Source organism: Pseudoxanthomonas jiangsuensis (genome assembly GCF_010093185.1).
Taxonomy (GTDB): domain Bacteria; phylum Pseudomonadota; class Gammaproteobacteria; order Xanthomonadales; family Xanthomonadaceae; genus Pseudoxanthomonas; species Pseudoxanthomonas jiangsuensis.
Map to the genome: position 1 here is coordinate 68,499 of NZ_PDWL01000007.1, position 20,548 is coordinate 89,046.

A 20,548-nucleotide genomic window follows, 5' to 3' on the forward strand; every position below is an offset into this window, starting at 1 on the left:
CCGCGCCGGCCATTCGAGAGGAAGCCCGACCATGCATCGCCTGACCCTGCTGCCCCTGCTGCTGATGGCCTCGCCGCTGGCGCTGGCCGACGACAACGGCTGCCCCCACTCGGCACCGCGCCAGCTGAGCCTGGACACCGCCGGCGCGAAGGTGGTGCGGGTGGAGACCCACCAGCACACCGTGCGCCTGCGCGCCGCGCCCGGATCAAGCCACGTCCTGTCCGGCCGCGCCTGCGCCGGCAAGGCCGCCTGGCTGCAGGACCTGACCGTGACCCAGGCGCGCGAGGGCGACACCCTGGTGGTGCGCCTGCGCCGCGAGAACCCGGCCGGGCTGGCCAGCCTGTTCGGCGACAACCGCGCCTCGCTGGAGGTCTCCGGCACCGTGCCCGAAGGGGTGCTGGTGCAGCTGGTGGTCGGCTCCGGCGAGGCCTCGCTGGAAGGCGGCGCCGGCGCCAGCGCCGACGTCGGCTCGGGCGAGGCCCGGCTGCGCGGCGTGCGCGGCGCGGTCACCGCCAAGGTCGGCTCCGGCGAGGTGGAGGTCCAGGGCGCCGGCGCGCTCAAGGTGCTGTCGATCGGTTCGGGCGACGTCGAGGCCCGCGACATCGGCGGCGCGGTCGAGGTCGGTTCGATCGGCTCTGGCGACTTCAGCCTGGACGGCGCCCGCGGCGAGGTCCGGATCGGCTCGATCGGCTCCGGCGACGCCGGCCTCAAGCGCGTCGCCGGCGCGGTCAAGGTCGGCTCGATCGGCTCGGGCGACCTGGAGGTCGAAGGCGCCGCCAGCCTGGCGGTGGAATCGATCGGCAGCGGCGATGTCGGCCACCGCGGCGTGACCGGCGCGGTCGACCTGCCGCGCGGCCACTGACCATGAGGAGAGGAACCATGGAACACGCATCCCGCCACCGCCCCCTGCTGCCCTGGCTGCTGGCCGGCCTGCTTCCGCTGGCCGCGCAGGCCACCGACGCGCCCAAGGGCGGCATCGGCCACGAGATCGGCACCGAACTGGCCGACGCCCGCAAGGAAGTGCGCCAGGAACTGGCCGCCGCCCGCGCCCAGCTGGAGACCGAGAACCTGGAGGTGGGCAACAGCTTCCGCTTCGGCACGTCCGGCAAGCGCGACAGCGGCAAGGACGAAGCGCTGCCGAAGGCGGAGATCACCCCGGCCGGCGATTTCCTGATCGAAGGCCGCGCGGTCGCGGTGGACGAGGCCCAGCGCCGCGAACTGCTGGTCTACCGCCGCCAGGTCATCGACATCGCCAGCGCCGGGATCGAGATCGGCGAGCGCAGCGCCCAGGCCGCCCTGGACGCGGTCGACCGCGGTCTGTTCGGGCTGATGTTCGGCGCCCTGACCGGCAGCCTGGAACGGCGCCTGGAAAGGACGATCAAGCAGTCGATCGAGCCGGGCGTCGCGCGGATCTGCAACAGCCTGCCGGCGCTGCACGCCTCGCAGCAGAGGCTCGACGCCCTGCTGCCGCAGTTCCGGCCCTACGCCACCCTGGAGGCCGACGACGTCGACGACTGCAGGGACGAAATGCGCCGCGAATTCGCCGGCAACTAGGAGGAACAGACCATGCGCAAGCTCCATCTTCTCGCCCTCGCCGTCCTGCTGCCGCTGGCCGCCTGCGGCCGCGATTCCGCCCCAGCCGCCGGCGCCGCGCCCGACGACGAGGGCTTCATCGCCCGCACCACCCGCAAGGCCCTGGAAGAGGCGCGCAAGGACATCGCCGAGGGCAACGTCCGGGTGGGCGGCGGCGTCAACGATGGTGGCCTGGTCATCAACGGCGCGCGCATCGGCGCCAGCGACGGCCGCCTGCCCAGGGCCGAGATCAGCCCGCAGGGCGACCTGCTGGTCGACGGCAAGCCGGTGCCGGTGAACGCGGCCCAGCGCAAGCTGCTGCTGGAGCACCGCGCCAACGTGATCGCCGTGGCCGAGGCCGGCATCGCCATCGGCATGCAGGGCGCGCGCCTGGGCAGCCAGGCCGCCAGCGGCGCGCTGGCCAGCGTCTTCAGCGGCAAGTCCGACGAGTTCGAGAAGCGGATGGAGGCCGAGGGCGCCAAGATCGAAGCCGAGGCGCTGAAGCTGTGCGACCACCTGTCGCCCCTGCTGTCCTCGCAGCAGGCGCTGGCCGCGGCGCTGCCGGCGTTCCAGCCCTACGCCACCCTGGAGCAGTCCGACATCGACGACTGCCGGAGCGAGCAGGCCAAGTCCGACGGCGGCAACGTCGGCCGCGAGGTCGCCCAGGCGGTGGCCCAGGCCACGGCCGAGGTCCAGGCGGCCGGTGAAGCGGCCGCGGCGGCGACCGATGCGGCCGCCACCGCGACCGCCGATTCCACCAACACCGACGCGGCGGCCGAAGCCGACGCCGCCGCGCGCAAGCAGTGAACGGCCTCTTGCAGGAGCCTGGCCTGCCTTACCCGCCGCCGCCCGGGGTGCCGTGGATGCCGCCCTTGGCCAGCACCGCCGGATCCAGCAGGGGCGCCAGTTCCTGTCGCGGCAGGCCGGTGACCTCCATCGCCACCTCCAGCACCGGGCGGCCTTCCTTGTAGGCCTGCTTGGCGATCGCCGCGCCCTTCTCGTAGCCGATCACCGGGTTGAGCGCGGTGACCAGGATCGGGTTGCGGTCCAGCGCCCGCTTCACCACCTCGCCGCGCACCTTCAGCCCGGCGATCGCCGAGTCGGCCAGCAGCCGCGACACCGCCGACAGCAGCTGGATCGAGTCCAGCAGGTTGGCCGCGATCAGCGGCAGGGTGACGTTGAGCTGGAAGTTGCCGGTCTGCCCGGCGACGGTGATCGCGGTGTGGTGGCCGATCACCTGGGCGGCGGCCATGACCGTGGCCTCCGGGATCACCGGGTTGACCTTGCCCGGCATGATCGAGCTGCCCGGCTGCAGGGCCGGCAGTTCGATCTCGCCCAGCCCGGCCAGCGGCCCGGAGTTCATCCAGCGCAGGTCGTTCGCGATCTTGATCAGGGCCACCGCCAGCGCGTTGAGCTGGCCCGACAGCTCGACCGCGTCGTCCTGCGCGGCCAGGCCCTCGAACTTGTCCTGCGCGCTCTCGAACTTCGTGCCCGCCAGCGCCGAGAGGGCCTTGGCCGCCTTGCCACCGAAGCGCGGGTCGGCATTGATCCCGCTGCCGATGGCGGTGCCGCCCAGCGGTAGCCGGCGCAGGCGCCTGAGGCTGTCCTGGATCCGGTCTTCGGCCGACTTCAGCTGCGAGGCCCAGGCCCCGAACTCCTGGCCGAAGGTCAGCGGCATCGCATCCATCAGGTGGGTGCGGCCGGTCTTGACCACCTTGCGCAGCTCGCTGCCGCGCTTCTCGATGGTCCGGCGCAGGTGCTTGAGCGCCGGCAGCAGATCCTCGACCACGGCCAGCTGGGCCGAGACCCGGATCGCGGTGGGGACCACGTCGTTGGAGCTCTGGCCGAGGTTGACGTGGTCGTTGGGGTGGACCCTGCCCTTGCCGGCCTTGCCCGAGGCGTTCGCCAGCGCGGCGATCACCTCGTTGGCGTTCATGTTCGAGGAGGTGCCCGAGCCGGTCTGGTAGATGTCGACCGGGAAGTGGGCGTCGTGGGCGCCGGAAGCCACGTCCAGCGCGGCGGCGCGCACCGCCGCGGCCACGTTCTTCGGCAGCAGGCCCAGCCCGGCGTTGACCTCGGCCGCGGCGGCCTTGACCAGGCCCAGGGCGCGGATGAAGCCGCGCGGCATCGGCCGGCCGGAGACCGGGAAGTTCTGCACCGCGCGCTGGGTCTGCGCGCCCCACAGGGCGTCGGCGGGGACCTGCAGTTCGCCCATGCTGTCGCGTTCGACCCGGGTCTTCGCGGCTCCGGGCCGGGATGCGCCGGAAGCCGCGGCCTTGCCGCGGGGGGACGAGGAACTGCCGGCGGCGGAAGGCTTCGCGCGGGGCCGGGCGGGGGTTTTACTCATGGACCGTCTCCAGTGGGGTTGGACTACGGCGGGCAACCGGCGGGGCCGGCGGCTGGCTGAGGCTGCGCAGCATACGCCAGCCGGTATCGCCTCTGTAGGCATTGGTCTTGCTGGCGACCGCAAAACACACCAGCCATCAGCAACGGCGAAAGCATCGACTTGGCCGGCTTCGGGCTGAGCCGCGGCGGACGCCGGGACCCAGTGCCTTTGCACGCTCACCCCGGGGGGAGCAGAAGCACCAGAAGCGGTGAACTCAAAAGCCGCAGAGGCCGCCGTGTCTTGGGTCTGCGAGGCAAATGGCACAGGGACGTGCCACGGCCGCGCGTTGCGGGCAGGACGCCCGCCCGAGCGGTGCACCGCAGACCCAAGGCACGGCGGCCCCGCCCGAAGCCCGCGCTTTTGCGCCAACCCTCCGGACGACGCAGGGAAAGCCGCAAAACCACGCCCGCAAGCCATAGGCCCTAAACTATGCGGCTCCGTTCCCCAGCCAGCCGCCCCCATGCCGGATTCCGCCCTGCTCGCCCTGTCCCCGCTCGACGGACGCTACGCCTCCAAGGTCGACGCCCTGCGCCCGATCTTCTCCGAGTACGGCCTGATCCGCGCCCGGGTCAAGGTCGAGGTCGAGTGGCTGCTGGCCCTGGCCGCCGAGCCGGGCATCGCCGAGCTGGCACCCTTCTCCGCCGCCGCCCAGGCCCGCCTGCGCGCCCTGGCCGAGGGCCTCACCGTCGCCCACGCCGCCCGGGTCAAGGAGATCGAGCGCACCACCAACCACGACGTCAAGGCGGTGGAGTACTTCATCAAGGAGCAGCTCAAGGACGATGCCGAGCTGGGGCCGGCCCTGGAGTTCGTCCACTTCGCCTGCACCAGCGAGGACATCAACAACCTGTCCTACGCCCTGATGCTGCGCGAGGCCCGCGACACCGTGCTGCTGCCGGCGCTGGACGGCATCGCCGCCCGCCTGCGCACCCTGGCCCACGAACAGGCCGCCCAGCCGATGCTCTCGCGCACCCACGGCCAGACCGCCTCGCCCACCACCCTGGGCAAGGAAGTGGCCAATGTCGTCGCCCGGCTGGAGCGCCAGCGACGGCAGATCGCCGCGGTCGAGCTGACCGGCAAGATCAACGGCGCGGTCGGCAACTACAACGCCCACGCCGTCAGCTACCCGGACCTGGACTGGCAGGCGTTCGCGCGCAGCTTCGTCGAGGGCCTGGGGCTGCCGTTCAACCCCTACACCACCCAGATCGAGCCGCACGACAACGTCGCCGAGCTGGGCGACGCGGTGCGCCGCGCCAACACCGTGCTGGTCGACCTGGCCCGCGACGTCTGGGGCTACATCTCGCTGGGCTACTTCAAGCAGAAGCTCAAGGAAGGCGAGATCGGCTCCTCGACCATGCCGCACAAGGTCAACCCGATCGACTTCGAGAACGCCGAGGGCAACTTCGGCATCGCCAACGCCCTGTTCGAGCACTTCTCGGCCAAGCTGCCGATCAGCCGCTGGCAGCGCGACCTGACCGACTCCACCGTGCTGCGCGCCCTGGGCACCGCCTTCGGCCACACCCAGGTGGCGCTGGACTCGCTGGCCAAGGGCCTGGGCAAGCTGGAGGTGAACCCGCAGCGCCTGGACGCCGACCTGGACGCGGCCTGGGAAGTGCTGGCCGAGGCCGTACAGACGGTGATGCGCCGCCACGGCCTGCCCAACCCCTACGAGCAGCTCAAGGCCCTGACCCGCGGCCAGGGCATCGACGCGCAGGCCATGCGCGGCTTCGTCGCCTCGCTGGACCTGCCCGAGGACGCGCGCGCGCGCCTGGCCGCGCTGACACCGGCCGGCTACACCGGGCTGGCCGAGAAGCTGGCCCGGGCGATCTGAGGCGCGAGCATGTCCGCTTTCCGTATCCTGCCCCCCGGCCTGCTGCTCGCGGCCCTCGCCGCAGGCCACGCCCAGGCGGCGCCCGCCGCCGCGGCCCCGGCGGCACGCTGCCCGGCCGACGCCGGCTGGGACACGCCCTCGGCCCCGCACCACATCCATGGCGAGACCTGGTTCGTGGGCACCTGCGGCATCACCGCCCTGCTGCTGACCTCGCCCGAGGGCCACGTCCTGCTCGACGGCGGCACCGCCCGGGGCGCGGCGCTGATCGAAGCCAACATCCGCGCCCTGGGCTTCGACCTGCGCGATGTGCGCTACATCGCCGGCTCGCACGAGCATTTCGACCACGCCGCCGGCATCGCCGCCCTGCAGAAGGCCAGCGGCGCCACCGTGGTCGCCCGCGCGCCGGCGGCCGAAGTGCTGCGCACCGGCCGCAGCGGCCGCGGCGACCCCCAGTACGGCGTGCTGGAAGCCTTCGACCCGCTGCCCGGCGAAGTCCGCCTGATCGGCGATGGCCAGGTGCTGGAGCTCGGTCCCCTGCGCCTGACTGCACACGCCACCCCCGGCCACACCTCCGGTAGCACCAGCTGGACCTGGCGTTCCTGCGAAGGCCAGAGCTGCGTGGACATCGCCTATGCCGACAGCCTGACCGCCATCTCCGACGACCAGTGGCGCTTCGGCGACGAGGACGCGCACCCCGGCTACCTGGCCGCGTTCCGGCGCAGCCTGGACGCGGTCGCCGGCCTGCCCTGCGACATCCTGGTCACCCCGCACCCGTCGGCCAGCGACCTGCTGGCGCGGATCGGGCCCGGCGCGGACAAGCCGCTGGCCGCGCCCGGCGCCTGCCGGGCCTATGCCGACACGGCCCGCGAGCGCCTGGACCGGCGCCTGGCCGAGGAAGAAGCTGGCGCCCGCTGAGGGTCTTCGACGCCGACCACCTTCGACCGCCGCGGCTTGCCCGCGATCAAGCCGCCGCCACCGGGCATGGGCGACAATGGCCGCTCGCCCTGTCCGGCCAATCCGCCCCGCACCGATGAAGAACACGCCGAAGACCGCCGCCCTGCCGTTCGAGGTCCACGCCCAGGGCGACCTGCCGCTGGGCATGCCGGCCGAACGCTTCCTGCGCGACTACTGGCACAAGCGCCCGCTGCTGATCCGCGGCGCCTTCCCGGATTTCCAGACCCCGCTGATGCCCGAGGACCTGGCCGGCCTGGCCTGCGAGGAGGGCGCGCTGGCGCGGATCGTCAGCCACGACCGCAACCGCGACGGCTGGGAGCTGCGCACCGGCCCGTTCCAGGAGGAGGACTTCCCCGGCATGCCCGACCACGACTGGACCCTGCTGGTCCAGGACGTGGACAAGTGGGACCCGGACGTGGCCGCCCTGCTGGAGGCGTTCCGCTTCCTGCCGCGCTGGCGGCTCGACGACGTGATGATCAGCTTCGCCGCCACCGGCGGCTCGGTCGGCGCCCACGTCGACCATTACGACGTGTTCCTGCTGCAGGGCCTGGGTCACCGCCGCTGGCAGATCGACGCCAGCGTGGCGATGGGCCGGCCGGCGCCGGACCTGGCGTTCCGCGACGACGTGGCGATCAAGCTGCTGCGAATCTTCGAGCCCACCCACGACTGGGTCCTGGGCCCCGGCGACATGCTCTACCTGCCGCCGCTGGTGCCGCACCACGGCGTGGCGCAGGACCCGTGCCTGACCTTCTCGGTCGGCATGCGCGCGCCCTCGGCGTCCGAGCTGATGGGCGACTGGCTGGACGAGGTCCTGGTCGACGCCGACGAGGCGGTCCGCTACCACGACGAGGACCTGGCGGTGCCCGCCGATCCCAACGAGATCGACGTGGCGGCGATGAACCGGGTGGTCGAGGCGCTCAACGCGATCCGGATGAACGATCCCGACCGCCTCGGCGACTGGTTCGGCCGCTTCATCACCACCTACCGCGCCGCCGGCGAGGTCATGCCCGGCGCCAGGCCGCGGCCGCGGATCGAGCTGGAATGGGACCTGGACCACGGCGCGGCCCTGCAGCGCCATCCCTGGTCGCGGATGGCCTGGCGCCACCGGCACGCCGGCCAGGGCGCCACCCTGTTCTGCAGCGGCCGCTCGCTGGAACTGCCGCTGGCCGACGCCCGCCGCCTGGCCGACGCCGCCTGCCTCGACGGCGCCGCCTGGGCGGCCCTGTCCACGGCCGGGCGCGACGCCGCCTACGCCCTCTACGAGGCCGGCCACTACGCCCTGCAGGCCGACGATCCGGACGCGGACAACGGGGAATGACGAGCCCGCGCTTCACCGTCGCCGCCGCCGAGTACGCCCGCGACCACGCGCGGCTGCATGCGCTGCGCACGACGGTGTTCGTGCACGGCCAGCGGGTGCCGGCCGGACTCGAGCGCGATGCGCTGGACCCGCTGAGCTTCCACGTCCTGGCCGAGGCCGACGACGGCACCCTGCTCGGCACCGCGCGCCTGACCCCCGAGCGCCGGATCGGGCGGATGGCGGTGCTGGAGCAGGCCCGTGGCCACGGCATCGGCGCGGCGATGCTGGATGCGCTGGTCGCCGAGGCCCGCCGCCGCGGCTGGCCCGAGGTCGCCCTGCACGCCCAGCTTCACGCCCTGCCGTTCTACGCCCGCGCCGGCTTCGTCCCGGCCGGTCCGGTGTTCGCCGAAGCCGGGATCGAACATCGCGGCATGCACCGCCGGCTGCCCGGGGCCAGCCCGGTCGAGGACGCCGACGCCGCCGCGGCCGTGCTGGTGGCCCTGGCCAGCCATGCCCGCAGCCGCCTGGGCCTGTACAGCCGCGCCCTGGACCCGGGCCTGCTGGACCGCGCCGACGTGCTCGAGGCCCTGCGCCGCTTTGGCGTGCGCCCGGGCGAGCGCCAGGTCCGGATCCTGCTACAGAACGCCGCCGTCCCGCAAAGAAGCGGCGCTCCGCTGCTGCCGCTGGCCCAGCGCCTGCCCAGCGTGTTCGCCTTCCGCGAGGTGCGCGAGCCGGTGGACCTCAACTACCCCTCGGCCTACGCCTTCAACGACACCGGTGGCGCCCTGTTCCGGCCGCTGGGCCACCGCTTCGACGGCGAGGGCGGGATCGAGGACGCGGCCACCGCGCGGCGCCTGCGAGGCGAGTTCGACCGGGTCTGGGAACGTTCGCGGCCCTGCGTGGAGTACCGGGCGCTGATGTAGACGGGCGGGTGGACCGCTATCCGAAGGCACGCATCCGCAAGCACACCGTTCAAGCCAGGCACAAGCCATGTGTCCGCCCGGGACTGTCCCGGACAAGACCCGCATCCCAGATGGCAACGAACGCCTGCGCATCCACCGGAGTGTGAACCCCGGCACGACAGGACCCTGTCGCAACAGTCCCTTAGCCCTTCGGCTAGGCCCCTCCGCGCGGCAATGGGGCTATACTTTTGCGGCTTTCAAGCCCGTGCGACGGGCACTGGGCCGCGCGGCCCGCCTCCCACCCACACCCGACCTCATCGTGGACAACCTACTCAAGCAGTTTGCGCAGTCATCGCAGCTCGGCAGCAATGCCGCCTTCATCGAGGACCTGTACGAGCAGTACCTGGTCTCCCCCGACAGCGTAGACCCGAAGTGGAAGGCCTACTTCGACGGGTTCAAGGGCCGCGAGGCCGGTGACGTCCCGCACTCGGCGGTGATCGCCCACGTCGCCCAGGCCGCGCGTGACGCCGCCAGCGGCACGGCGGCGGCGGCCCCGGCTGCCGGCGACGAGCGCGAGCGCAACGTCGGCCGCCTGATCACCGCCTACCGTTCGCGCGGCCACCTCGGCGCCGACATCGACCCGCTGGCGCTGACCCCGCCGATGAACCCGCCGGACCTGGGCCTGGGCTTCCACGACCTGGCCGAGCGCGACCTGGACAGCGAGTTCAGCACCGGCGGCCTGGCCGGCCAGCCGCGGATGAAGCTGCGCGACCTGCTGGCGCGGCTGAAGGCGACCTACGCCGGCCCGATCGGCGCCGAGTTCATGCACATTCCCGAGGTCGAGCAGCGCCAGTGGCTGTACCAGCGCCTGGAGCTGGCCGGCGGCGACTACAACCTCAGCGCCGAGACCCGCCAGCGCGTGCTGGAGCGGCTGACCGCGGCCGAGGGCCTGGAACGCTACCTGCACACCAAGTACGTCGGCCAGAAGCGCTTCTCGCTGGAAGGCGGCGACTCGCTGATCCCGCTGCTGGACACGGTGATCCGCCAGTCCGGCGTGGACAAGGTCAAGGACATCGTCATCGGCATGGCCCACCGCGGCCGCCTCAACGTTCTGATCAACACCCTGGGCAAGAACCCGCGCAAGCTGTTCGACGAGTTCGAGGGCAAGTTCGAGCACGACGAGCGCGCCCATGCCGGCGACGTGAAGTACCACATGGGCTTCTCGGCCGACATCGCCACCCCGGGCGCGCCGGTGCACCTGGCCCTGGCCTTCAACCCCTCGCACCTGGAGATCGTCGACCCGGTGGTCGCCGGCTCGGTGCGTTCGCGCCAGGAGCGCCGCGGCGACGACGAGCGCCGCCAGGTGCTGCCGGTGCTGATCCACGGCGACGCGGCCTTCGCCGGCCAGGGCGTGGTGATGGAACTGTTCCAGATGTCGCAGGCGCGCGGCTTCGCCGTCGGCGGCACCGTGCACGTGGTGATCAACAACCAGGTCGGCTTCACCACCAGCAACAAGGAAGACGCGCGCTCGACCCTGTACTGCACCGACGTGGCCAAGATGGTCGGTGCGCCGGTGTTCCACGTGAACGGCGACGACCCCGAAGCGGTGGTGTTCGTGGCCAAGCTGGCCTATGAGTTCCGCCAGCAATTCAAGAAGGACGTGGTCATCGACCTGGTCTGCTACCGCCGCCACGGCCACAACGAGGCCGACGAACCGGCGGCGACCCAGCCGGTGATGTACCAGACCATCCGCAAGCACCCGACCACCCGCGAGCTGTACGCCGCGCGCCTGGAGAAGGCCGGGGTGATCGACGCCGGCACCGCCAAGGCGCTGGTGGACGAGTACCGCAACAAGCTCGACGCCGGCGAGGTCACCACCGAGCTGGCCGCCTCCAAGCCGGAGGACTACGAGCTGACCATCGACTGGTCCAAGTACCTGTCCGGCACGCTGTCCGACGCGGTCGACACCAAGGTGAAGAAGGCCACGCTGACTCAGCTGGCCAAGATCATCAACACGATTCCTCAGGGCGTCTCGCTGCACCCGCGCGTGGCCAAGATCTACGAAGACCGCCTGAAGATGGCGGCCGGCGAGATCGGCGGCGACTGGGGCTTCGCCGAGAACCTGGCCTACGCCACCCTGCTCTCGGAAGGCTACGGCCTGCGCCTGGTCGGCCAGGACGCCGGCCGCGGCACGTTCTTCCACCGCCATGCGGTGCTGCACGACCAGAAGACCGACAGCTACTACCTGCCGCTGCGCCAGCTGGTGGAGACCCCCGAGCAGGCCACCATCATCGACTCGCTGCTCAGCGAGGAGGCGGTGATGGCGTTCGAGTACGGCTTCTCCACCACCGACCCGAACACCCTGGACATCTGGGAAGGCCAGTTCGGCGACTTCGCCAACGGCGCCCAGGTGGTGATCGACCAGTTCATCGCCTCCGGCGAGGCCAAGTGGGGCCGCATCTCCGGCCTGACCCTGCTGCTGCCGCACGGCTACGAAGGCCAGGGCCCCGAGCACAGCTCCGCGCGCCTGGAGCGCTTCCTGCAGCTGTGCGCGCTGGAGAACATGCTGGTCTGCGTGCCGACCACCCCGGCCCAGTGCTTCCACATGCTGCGCCGGCAGATGAAGATGAGCACGCGCAAGCCGCTGATCGTCATGTCGCCCAAGTCGCTGCTGCGCCACAAGCTGGCGGTGTCGAGCCTGGAGGAGCTGGCCAGCGGCGAGTTCCAGCACCTGATCCCGGACAGGAGCGCCGACCCGAAGAAGGTCAAGCGCGTGGTCGTGTGCTCGGGCAAGGTCTACTACGACCTGCTCGAGGACCAGCTCAAGCGCGGCCAGGACAACGTCGCCATCGTCCGCGTCGAGCAGCTGTACCCGTTCCCGCGCGAGGCGCTGTCCACGGTCCTGCAGACCTACGCCAACGCCACCGAGGTGGTCTGGTGCCAGGAGGAGCCGCAGAACCAGGGCGCCTGGTACCAGATCAAGCACCACCTGCAGGCCTGCCTGGCCAAGGGCCAGGCGCTGAGCTACGCCGGGCGCACGCGCTCGCCGTCGCCGGCGGTGGGCCACTTCGCCGACCACGTCGAAGAGCAGCTCAAGCTGGTCGCCGACGCGCTGGTCAACCCGCCCGGCAACCAGCTCGCCGCCGAATAATCCTTCGCCCCACGAAACGCACAACGAATCAAGGACGCCCTCATGGCCACCGAAGTCAAAGTCCCGGTCCTTCCCGAATCCGTCTCCGACGCCACCATCGCCAGCTGGCACAAGAAGGCCGGCGACGCGGTCAAGCGCGACGAGAACCTGGTGGACCTGGAGACCGACAAGGTCGTCCTGGAAGTCCCCTCGCCGGTCGACGGCGTGCTGAAGGAAATCAAGTTCCAGGAAGGCGATACCGTCACCAGCTCGCAGGTCCTGGCGATCATCGAGGAAGGCGCCACCGCCGCCGCAGCGCCGGCCGAGGCGAAGAAGGACGACAAGCCGGCCGCCGGCGCCGAGGAAGTGCAGGCCAAGGCCGGCGCGGCCAAGGCCGAAGCCGCCGCGCCCGCCTCGACCAAGCCGGCCCCGGCCGCCGCGTCGGGTGGCGAACTGCCGCCGGGCGCGCGCTTCACCGCCAGCAAGGAAGGCATCGACCCGTCGCAGGTCGAGGGCACCGGCCGTCGCGGCGCGGTGACCAAGGAAGACATCGTCAATTACGCCAAGTCCGGCGGCGCCGGCAAGGCCGGTGGCGCGCGTCCGGAAGAGCGCGTGCCGATGACCCGCATCCGCAAGCGCATCGCCGAGCGGCTGATGCAGTCCAAGGACTCCATCGCGATGCTGACCTCGTTCAACGAGGTCAACCTGGCCAAGGTGTCGGCCGCGCGCAAGGAGCTGGGCGAGGACTTCCAGAAGGCCCACGGCATCAAGCTGGGCTTCATGAGCTTCTTCGTGAAGGCCGCGGCCAACGCGCTGCAGCGCTTCCCGGTGATCAACGCCTCGGTCGACGGCGACGACATCATCTACCACGGCTACGCCGACATCTCAATCGCCGTGTCCACCGAGAAGGGCCTGGTCACCCCGGTGCTGCGCAACGTCGAGCGCCTGGGCTTCGCCGACATCGAGCAGGGCATCGCCGATTACGCCAAGAAGGCGCGCGACGGCAAGCTCGGCCTGGACGACCTGCAGGGCGGCACCTTCACCATCACCAACGGCGGCACCTTCGGCTCGCTGATGTCGACCCCGATCGTCAATCCGCCGCAGAGCGCGATCTTGGGCATGCACACCATCAAGGAGCGCCCGATCGCCGAGAACGGCCAGGTCGTGATCGCGCCGATGATGTACATCGCCCTGTCCTACGACCACCGCATCATCGACGGCAAGGACGCGGTCCAGTTCCTGGTGGACATCAAGAACCAGCTCGAGAACCCGAACCGGATCCTGTTCGGCCTGTAATCGCATCGGAAGGAACAGGAAATGGCTGAAAACTTCGACGTCGTCGTCATCGGTGCCGGCCCGGCCGGCTACCACGCCGCGATCCGCGCCGCGCAGCTGGGCCTGAAGACCGCCTGCATCGACGCCGCACTGGGCAAGGACGGCAAGCCGGCGCTGGGCGGCACCTGCCTGCGCGTGGGCTGCATCCCGTCCAAGGCGCTGCTCGACTCCTCGCACCAGTACGAAAACATGCTGCACAAGTTCGAGCAGCACGGCATCGGCTTCAAGGATGCGTCGATCGACGTGGCGAAGATGGTCGCCCGCAAGGACGGCATCGTGAAGCAGTTCACCGGCGGCATCGCCCAGCTGTTCAAGGCCAACAAGGTCACCGCGTACTACGGCTTCGGCCAGCTGCAGCCCGGCAATGTCGTGAAGGTGAAGCAGCACGACGGCTCGGAAGTGGAGCTCAAGGGCACCAACGTCATCATCGCCGCCGGTTCGGATTCGATCGAGCTGCCGTTCGCCAAGTTCGACGGCGAGGCCATCGTCGACAACGTCGGCGCGCTGGATTTCACCGAAACCCCCAAGCGCCTGGCGGTGATCGGCGCCGGCGTGATCGGCCTGGAACTGGGCAGCGTGTGGAAGCGCCTGGGCGCCGAGGTCACCATCCTCGAGGCGATGCCCGACTTCCTGGCCGCCGCCGACGCCGAGGTGGCCAAGCTGGCCGCGCGCGAGTTCAAGAAGCAGGGCCTGGACATCCGCCTGGGCGCCAAGGTCTCCAAGGCCGAGGTCAAGACGAAGGGCAAGAAGAAGGAAGTCGCCGTCACCTACACCGACGACAAGGGCGCAGAGCAGACCCTGGTCGTGGACAAGCTGCTGGTGGCCGTCGGCCGCCGCGCCGCGACCAAGGGCCTGCTGGCCGAAGGCACCGGCGTGCAGCTCAACGAGCGCGGCCAGGTCGTGGTCGACGACCACTGCCACACCGGCGTCGATGGCGTCTGGGCGGTCGGCGACTGCGTGCGCGGACCGATGCTGGCGCACAAGGGCTTCGAGGAAGGCATTGCCGTGGCCGAGCTGATCGCCGGCCTGCCGGGCCACGTCAACTTCGACACCATCCCGTGGGTCATCTACACCGGCCCGGAAATCGCCTGGGTCGGCAAGACCGAGCAGCAGCTCAAGGCCGAGGGCGTGCCGTACAAGACCGGCACCTTCCCGTTCGCCGCCGTCGGCCGCGCCGTGGCGATGGCCGAGCCGGTCGGCTTCGCCAAGGTGATCGCGCACGCCGAGACCGACCGCGTGCTCGGCCTGCACCTGGTCGGCCCGAACGTGTCCGAGCTGGTCCACGAAGGCGTGCTGACCATGGAGTTCAGCGGCTCGGCCGACGACCTGGCGCGCATCTGCCACGCCCACCCGTCGCTGTCCGAAGCGATCCACGACGCGGCCATGGCGGTGGACAAGCGCGCGATCCACAAGGCGAACTGAAGGTTCGCCTTGTGGATGGAAGACGTTCGCTGCGCGAACGTCTTCCATGCATACCGCCATCCCCGCCGCTCCGCGCCTTCGGCGCGGACCGCCCCCGACTCGGGGGCTGCGGCACACGGCCTCCCGGTTCGGGATGCAGCTGGTACAAAGGACGGCCCGGGCGATGCCCGGGCTTTCGCCTTCCAGGGAGGCAGGGAATGCCCCGTTCGCCGCGATACCCGCAGATGTTCCCGTTCGTCGTCCTCGCATTCGCTTCCGCCGCCACCGCCATGCCGACCGAACCGCCCGCTCGCGCCGATGCCGCTCCGGTCCCGGTCCCAGTCCACGTGCTCTGCGCCCGGGTGCAGCCGGGCATGAACTACCGCGATGCCGTGGCGCTGATCGGACGCGAACCGGACGAAACCCTGTCCGGCCATACCGCCGCCGGGCCTGCGGGCGAACCGCCCGGCAGCTACGCGATCGACTTCTGGTACGACACCGGGGTCGATGGCCGCCGCCTGGTGTCGAGCCTGCACTACCGCGGCGGCACGATCGAATCGGTCGACTGCGGCCGTCCCACTGACGGGCCGGCATCTCCCGCCTCCCCCGCTTCTCCAGGAACCTGATCCATGCGTTCGATCTGCGTCTATTGCGGCTCCAACGCCGGCAGCAAGCCGGCCTATGCCGAACGTGCCATCGCCCTGGGCGACCGCATCGCCAAGAACGGCCTGCGTCTGGTCTACGGCGGCGGCAACGTCGGTCTGATGGGCACGGTCGCCAACGCGGTGTTGGCCGCCGGCGGCCAGGTCACCGGGGTGATCCCCAAGCAGCTGGCGGACTGGGAAGTGGCCCACCGCGGCCTGACCGAACTGGAGATCGTCGGCTCGATGCACGAGCGCAAGATGCGCATGTTCGAGCTCTCCGACGCCTTCGTCGCCCTGCCCGGCGGCTTCGGCACCATGGAGGAGATCTTCGAGATGCTGACCTGGCGCCAGCTCGGCATCGGCAGCAAGCCCTGCGCCTTCCTCGACATCGAGGGCTTCTACGCCCCGCTGATCGGGATGATCGACCGCATGGTGGAGGAGCGCTTCCTGCACCCCGACCAGCGCGCGGACCTGTGGTACGGCAGCGACCTGGGCGAAATGCTGGCCTGGATGCAGGCGTACGAGCCGGCGCAGGCGTCCAAGTGGATCGACGAGAAGCGTCGCGACGTGATGCGGTAAGCCCACCAGCTCCTACAAAGGTCGGGCTTCGGCGGCGGCAGGCGCATGCCAGAATCGGGACAAGGCATCGACCGAGGAATCGCCATGACCATCCCCGCCACCTTCCCAGCCTTCCGCATCCACAGCGACGACGCCGGCTACCGCAGCGGCATCGAGGCTTTGGCGCTGGACGCGCTCTCGCCCGGTGAGGTGGTGGTCAAGGCGGCCTGGTCCTCGGTCAACTACAAGGACGCCCTGGCCGGCACCGGCAAGGGCAGGATCCTGCGCCGCTTCCCCCTGGTCGGCGGGATCGACGTGGCCGGCCACGTGGTCGCCTCCACCGACCCGAAGTTCCGCGAAGGCGACCCGGTGCTGGTCACCGGCTGCGGCCTCAGCGAGACCCGCGATGGCGGCTATGCCGCCTACGCCCGCCTGCCGGCCGAATGGGTGGTCGCCCTGCCGCGCGGCCTGGACCTGCGCCAGAGCATGATCCTGGGCACCGCCGGCTTCACCGCCGCGCTGGCCCTGTACCGCATGCGCGAGAACCGCCAGCGCCCGGAACTGGGCCCGCTGGCCGTCACCGGCGCCACCGGCGGCGTCGGCTCGCTGGCGGTGGCGATCTTCAGCAAGGCCGGCCATGAGGTCCACGCGATCAGCGGCAAGGCCGACCAGGCCGCCTACCTGAAGTCGCTGGGCGCGAGCGAAGTCCTCGGCCGCGATGCGCTGGAGGCCAGGCGTCCGCTGGAGTCGGTGCGCTTCGGCGGCGGCCTGGACAACGTCGGCGGGCCGATGCTGGTCAGCCTGCTGGCCCAGACCGCGCCCTACGGCAATGTCGCTGCCGCCGGCCTGGCCGCGACTCCCGGGCTGGACGCGCTGACGGTAATGCCCTTCATCCTGCGCGGCGTCTCCCTGCTCGGCATCGGCTCGGCCGGCACCGCGCGCGACATCCGCGACGACATCTGGGCGTTGCTGGCCGACGCCTGGAAGCCGGCGCAGCTCGATGCGATCTGCACCCGCGAGGCCACGCTGGAGGAACTTCCGGGCGTGTTCGACACGATGCTGGCCGGCGGCTCCCTGGGCCGCACGGTGGTGCGCCTGCCCGGGTAGCGGCGGCTCTCCGACGACCAAGTACGGCGAACCGCCTGGCCGGCAGCGACCGCGGCGGACGCGCCGGCGGTTCCTACCTGGCGGACGCCGGCGTGGCGGGTTCCTGCCCGGACTCGACCAGCGGATACACCCGCACGTAGTCCACCTCCATCCACGCAGGGAAGGCCGCCGCGTCCACGCCCTCGGCGCCGCCCCAGTCGCCGCCGACCGCCAGGTTCATCAGCAGGTGGAAGCGCTGGTCGAACGGCCACGCGTCCGGACCGGTACCCTCGTTGGCGAACGCGAACGCCGGCGCGTCGTCGATGAAGCCCTCGATCCGCTCCGGCGTCCAGTCGACCCGGTAGCGGTGGAAACTCTGACTGGCGCCCTCCACCAGGGTCGCCTGCCCGCGCTGGGTGCCGACCTTGTGGTTGTAGGCCTGGGTGTGCACGGTGACGTGGACCCGTCCCGGATCGTGGCCGACGTGCTCCATGATGTCGATCTCGCCCGAACGCGGCCAGCCGCCGTAGCGGTTGTCGGTCGGCAGCATCCACAAGGCCCCCCAGGTCCCGCGCCCGACCGGCAGGCGCGCCCGAAACTCGATCCGGCCGTAGAGGAAATCGCCCTTGCCGCGCGAGACCAGACGCGCCGAGGTGTAGTCGTTGCGGCGGTTCACCCGCTGGCGGTGGGCGACGATGGTCAGCAGCCCGTCACCGACGAAGGCGTTGGCCGGCTTGTCGGTGTAGTACTGCAGCTCGTTGTTGCCCCAGCCGTCGCCGCCGAGGTCGTAGCCCCATTTGCCAGGATCGGGCGCGCCCTCGTAGTCGAATTCGTCCTGCCAGACCGGGGTCTGGCCGAAGCTCCAGCGCGGCGCCGCGCCCGCTTCCGCCGCCGGCACGGCCACGCCTGCCAGCGCCAGCCAGGTTCCCAGCAGGCCCGCACGGCCGAAGCCGACGATCCGATCCATTGCGCTCCCCCATCCACGCCGCCGGACGCGGCCCGTCGATTCTAGGCAGTCCTGGCGGCTACGGCCTGCTGCGCTGCCGCGGGCACGCAGGCGGCAATCTCCCTACCCTCGACCCATGCTCACGATCCTCCGCACGATCCTTCGTCGCCTCGCCCTGCCCGCGCTGCTGTTCCCCGCCATCGCCACCGGGGCCCCCGTCGCCGCAGCGGATAGCGTCGCCAATTCCGCGCACGGCACCGTGCTCGTGTTCACCCGCACCCTGGGCTGGCGCCACGACTCGATCCCCGAGGCGGTCCGCACCCTGCGCGAACTGGCCCAGGCCGAAGGCCTGGCCGTGGTCCACAGCGAGGATCCGGCGCTGTTCGACGATGCCGGCCTGGCGCGCTTCCGCGCGGTGGTATTCGCCAACACCACCGGCGAGGTGCTCGGGCCTACGCAGCGCGCGGCGTTCGAGCGCTACATGCGCACCGGCGGCGGTTTCATGGGCGTGCACTCGGCCGCCGACACCGGATACGGCTGGCCCTGGTACGGCCGCCTGGTCGGAGCCTGGTTCGCCAACCATCCGCCGGGCCTGCAATCCACCGAGGTGCGCTTCGAGCATGGCCTGGGGCCGGACGGGATCGAGCGCTGGCAGGTCACCGACGAGCTGTACAACTACCGCCGCAACCCGCGCCCGGAGGTCACCGTGGTCGCGACCGTGGACGAATCGCGCTACGAAGGCGGACGCATGGGCGCCGACCATCCCATCGCCTGGTGCCACGCCGGCGCGGGCGGTCGCGCCTGGTACACCGGACTGGGCCACGCCGTGGCCCTGTACGCCGATCCGGTGTTCCGCGCCCACCTGCGCGACGGCCTGCGGTATGCGGCCGGGCTCGGGGCGCCCTGCCTCGCGCCCGCCACGCCCGGGACGTGACCGGGCGCACACGCCGGGAGGCTTCCGGCCGCATCACGCAACGTCTACACTCCGGCGCAGGGGAAAGACACCGGGGGAACGCCGCATGGCTCGCATCCTGATCGTGGACGATTCGCCATCCCAGCTGATGGGCATCCAGCGCATCGTCGAGAAACTCGGCCACGAGACCCTGACCGCCGAGGACGGCGCCGCGGGCGTGGAAGTGGCCAAGGCGCAACTGCCCGACCTGATCCTGATGGACGTGGTGATGCCGAACCTCAACGGGTTCCAGGCCACCCGCACCCTCAGCCGCGAAAGCACCACCCGCGACATCCCGGTCGTGCTGGTCACCACCAAGGACCAGGACACCGACCGGATGTGGGGCATGCGCCAGGGCGCGCGCGCCTACCTGACCAAGCCGTTCTCCGAAGCCGACCTGTCCGACGTGATCGGCCGCCTGCTCGACGGCAAGGCGCCGGCCGGGGAAGCCTGAGCGGCCGGCACCGGCCTTCGCCGGTGCCTTCCACTGCCACGGTTCAGCCGCCGAAGGCCTTGGCCAGCTCGCGGTAGGCCTTGCGCTGGGCGTCGGTCTCCGGGGCCGGCGCCTGCACTTCCAGCTCCACGATCTGGTCGCCCGGCGGCTCGCCGGGCAGGCCGCGGCCGCGCAGGCGCAGCTTGCGCCCGGAATCGGAGCCGGCCGGGATCTTCAGCTCGACCTCGCCGCCCAGGGTGGGCACGGCCACGGTGGTGCCCAGCGCCGCTTCCCAGGGCTGCACTTCCAGGGTGTGCAGGATGTTGCGACCGTCCACCTCGAACTGCGGGTGGGCCAGGTACTCGACCTCCAGCAGAAGGTTGCCGCCGCCGTTGCCCTGCCCGGCCAGGCGGATCGACTGCCCGGCGCGGATGCCCTTGGGCACGCGCACGTCCAGCTGGCGGCCGTTGAGGGTGATGCGCACGCTGTCGCCGCGGTGGACCGCTTCCAGCGGCACCGCCAGCCTGGCGCGGGTGTCGCCGCGCGGCTGCGGGCCGGGGCCGCGCGGACCTGCGCCGGCGCCGCCGCGCTGGCGCGCGAACAGGCTCTCGAAGAAGTCGCTGAAGCCGCCGCCGCCGCCGCGGCCGCCCATGTCGCCGAACACTTCGTCGAAGTCGAAGCCGGCGCCGTCGAAGCCGCCCGGCGGCGGGTTGAATTCCTGGCCGGGGCGGTAGCCGCGCGCGCGCAGCTGGTCGTAGGCGGCGCGCTTCTGCGGATCGCGCAGGGCCTCGTAGGCCTCGCCGATGGCCTTGAACCTGTCCTCGGCGTCGACCTCCTTGCTCACGTCCGGGTGGTACTTGCGCGCCAGCCGGCGGTAGGCCGACTTGATCTCGGCCTCGCCGGCGCTGGGCTCCACCCCGAGGATCGCGTAGTAGTCCTTGAATTCCATCCGTTCACCGTTCTCGAAACTGGAGGGCCCCGCCGCCCGTCCGGCGGCGCGGGACCGGAAAGCGCGAAGGCCCGTGGCGCGGACGCCACGGGCCGGATTCTAAAGCCTGTCGCGTCACCGCCCGCCCGGCGGGCCGGACTTCGCGGCGCGTCCGCGGCGGCAGGTGCCGGCCGCC

Annotated in this window: 18 protein-coding genes; 15 read left to right on the forward strand and 3 right to left on the reverse strand. The window is 71.4% G+C overall.

The window, feature by feature from the left end; all coding sequences use genetic code 11:
- The first annotated feature begins 31 nt into the window (after window positions 1–31).
- Genes CSC62_RS06300 through CSC62_RS06310 form a run of 3 tightly spaced genes read left to right on the forward strand, consistent with a single transcriptional unit; the run spans window position 32 to window position 2,379 of the window.
- Entirely contained in the window at window positions 32–862 is an 831-nt protein-coding gene (locus CSC62_RS06300; protein ID WP_162405326.1) for a DUF4097 family beta strand repeat-containing protein, read from the forward strand.
- 17 nt (window positions 863–879) lie between these two features.
- The gene (locus tag CSC62_RS06305; protein WP_162405327.1) at window positions 880–1,554 is read left to right on the forward strand and encodes a hypothetical protein; all 675 of its coding nucleotides are present in this window, start codon (window positions 880–882) and stop codon (window positions 1,552–1,554) included.
- Between the two features lie 12 nt (window positions 1,555–1,566).
- Window positions 1,567–2,379 (forward strand): YggN family protein, encoded by an 813-nt coding sequence (locus tag CSC62_RS06310; protein WP_246194238.1) that lies wholly within the window; start codon window positions 1,567–1,569, stop codon window positions 2,377–2,379.
- A gap of 28 nt (window positions 2,380–2,407) precedes the next feature.
- Here the strand turns inward: CSC62_RS06310 and CSC62_RS06315 are convergent, their stop codons facing one another.
- Window positions 2,408–3,919, reverse strand: coding sequence for an aspartate ammonia-lyase (locus CSC62_RS06315; protein WP_162405328.1), 1,512 nt, complete (start codon window positions 3,917–3,919; stop codon window positions 2,408–2,410).
- A 499-nt stretch (window positions 3,920–4,418) separates the two neighbouring features.
- On the opposite strand from CSC62_RS06315, the gene purB reads away from it, so the two are divergent.
- The 10 genes from purB to CSC62_RS06365 all read left to right on the forward strand — a co-directional run bounded on the left by purB (window position 4,419) and on the right by CSC62_RS06365 (window position 17,114).
- Window positions 4,419–5,786: an adenylosuccinate lyase gene (gene purB, locus CSC62_RS06320; RefSeq protein WP_162405329.1), complete on the forward strand. Its 1,368-nt coding sequence runs from the start codon at window positions 4,419–4,421 to the stop codon at window positions 5,784–5,786.
- A 9-nt stretch (window positions 5,787–5,795) separates the two neighbouring features.
- On the forward strand, window positions 5,796–6,701 hold the full coding sequence (gene bla, locus CSC62_RS06325) for a subclass B3 metallo-beta-lactamase (protein ID WP_211368942.1): 906 nt from the start codon (window positions 5,796–5,798) through the stop codon (window positions 6,699–6,701).
- Between the two features lie 115 nt (window positions 6,702–6,816).
- Window positions 6,817–8,058 carry a cupin domain-containing protein gene (locus CSC62_RS06330; protein ID WP_162405330.1) on the forward strand — a complete coding sequence of 414 codons (1,242 nt, stop codon included), beginning with the start codon at window positions 6,817–6,819 and terminating at the stop codon, window positions 8,056–8,058.
- Window positions 8,055–8,960 carry a GNAT family N-acetyltransferase gene (locus CSC62_RS06335; protein WP_162405331.1) on the forward strand — a complete coding sequence of 302 codons (906 nt, stop codon included), beginning with the start codon at window positions 8,055–8,057 and terminating at the stop codon, window positions 8,958–8,960. The genes CSC62_RS06330 and CSC62_RS06335 overlap by 4 nt, the downstream gene beginning before the upstream one ends.
- A gap of 298 nt (window positions 8,961–9,258) precedes the next feature.
- A complete protein-coding gene (locus CSC62_RS06340; protein WP_162405332.1) occupies window positions 9,259–12,090 on the forward strand; it encodes a 2-oxoglutarate dehydrogenase E1 component in 2,832 nt (943 codons plus the stop codon).
- Between the two features lie 42 nt (window positions 12,091–12,132).
- A complete protein-coding gene (sucB, locus tag CSC62_RS06345) occupies window positions 12,133–13,365 on the forward strand; it encodes a dihydrolipoyllysine-residue succinyltransferase (RefSeq protein WP_162405333.1) in 1,233 nt (410 codons plus the stop codon).
- A gap of 21 nt (window positions 13,366–13,386) precedes the next feature.
- Window positions 13,387–14,826 carry a dihydrolipoyl dehydrogenase gene (lpdA, locus tag CSC62_RS06350; RefSeq protein WP_162405334.1) on the forward strand — a complete coding sequence of 480 codons (1,440 nt, stop codon included), beginning with the start codon at window positions 13,387–13,389 and terminating at the stop codon, window positions 14,824–14,826.
- 353 nt (window positions 14,827–15,179) lie between these two features.
- Window positions 15,180–15,431 carry a hypothetical protein gene (locus tag CSC62_RS06355; RefSeq protein WP_162405335.1) on the forward strand — a complete coding sequence of 84 codons (252 nt, stop codon included), beginning with the start codon at window positions 15,180–15,182 and terminating at the stop codon, window positions 15,429–15,431.
- A gap of 3 nt (window positions 15,432–15,434) precedes the next feature.
- Entirely contained in the window at window positions 15,435–16,028 is a 594-nt protein-coding gene (locus CSC62_RS06360; protein WP_162405336.1) for an LOG family protein, read from the forward strand.
- Between the two features lie 84 nt (window positions 16,029–16,112).
- Window positions 16,113–17,114, forward strand: coding sequence for a YhdH/YhfP family quinone oxidoreductase (locus CSC62_RS06365; protein ID WP_162405337.1), 1,002 nt, complete (start codon window positions 16,113–16,115; stop codon window positions 17,112–17,114).
- 73 nt (window positions 17,115–17,187) lie between these two features.
- Here the strand turns inward: CSC62_RS06365 and CSC62_RS06370 are convergent, their stop codons facing one another.
- On the reverse strand, window positions 17,188–18,060 hold the full coding sequence (locus CSC62_RS06370) for a glycoside hydrolase family 16 protein (protein ID WP_162405338.1): 873 nt from the start codon (window positions 18,058–18,060) through the stop codon (window positions 17,188–17,190).
- A 115-nt stretch (window positions 18,061–18,175) separates the two neighbouring features.
- On the opposite strand from CSC62_RS06370, the gene CSC62_RS06375 reads away from it, so the two are divergent.
- Window positions 18,176–18,973: a ThuA domain-containing protein gene (locus CSC62_RS06375; protein WP_162405339.1), complete on the forward strand. Its 798-nt coding sequence runs from the start codon at window positions 18,176–18,178 to the stop codon at window positions 18,971–18,973.
- Window positions 18,974–19,058: 85 nt separating this feature from the next.
- Entirely contained in the window at window positions 19,059–19,445 is a 387-nt protein-coding gene (pilH, locus tag CSC62_RS06380) for a twitching motility response regulator PilH (RefSeq protein WP_162405340.1), read from the forward strand.
- Between the two features lie 43 nt (window positions 19,446–19,488).
- Here pilH and CSC62_RS06385 read toward each other — a convergent pair whose 3' ends face one another.
- Window positions 19,489–20,373, reverse strand: a complete 885-nt coding sequence (locus CSC62_RS06385; RefSeq protein WP_162405341.1) for a DnaJ C-terminal domain-containing protein — start codon at window positions 20,371–20,373, stop codon at window positions 19,489–19,491.
- Window positions 20,374–20,548: the final 175 nt, after the last annotated feature.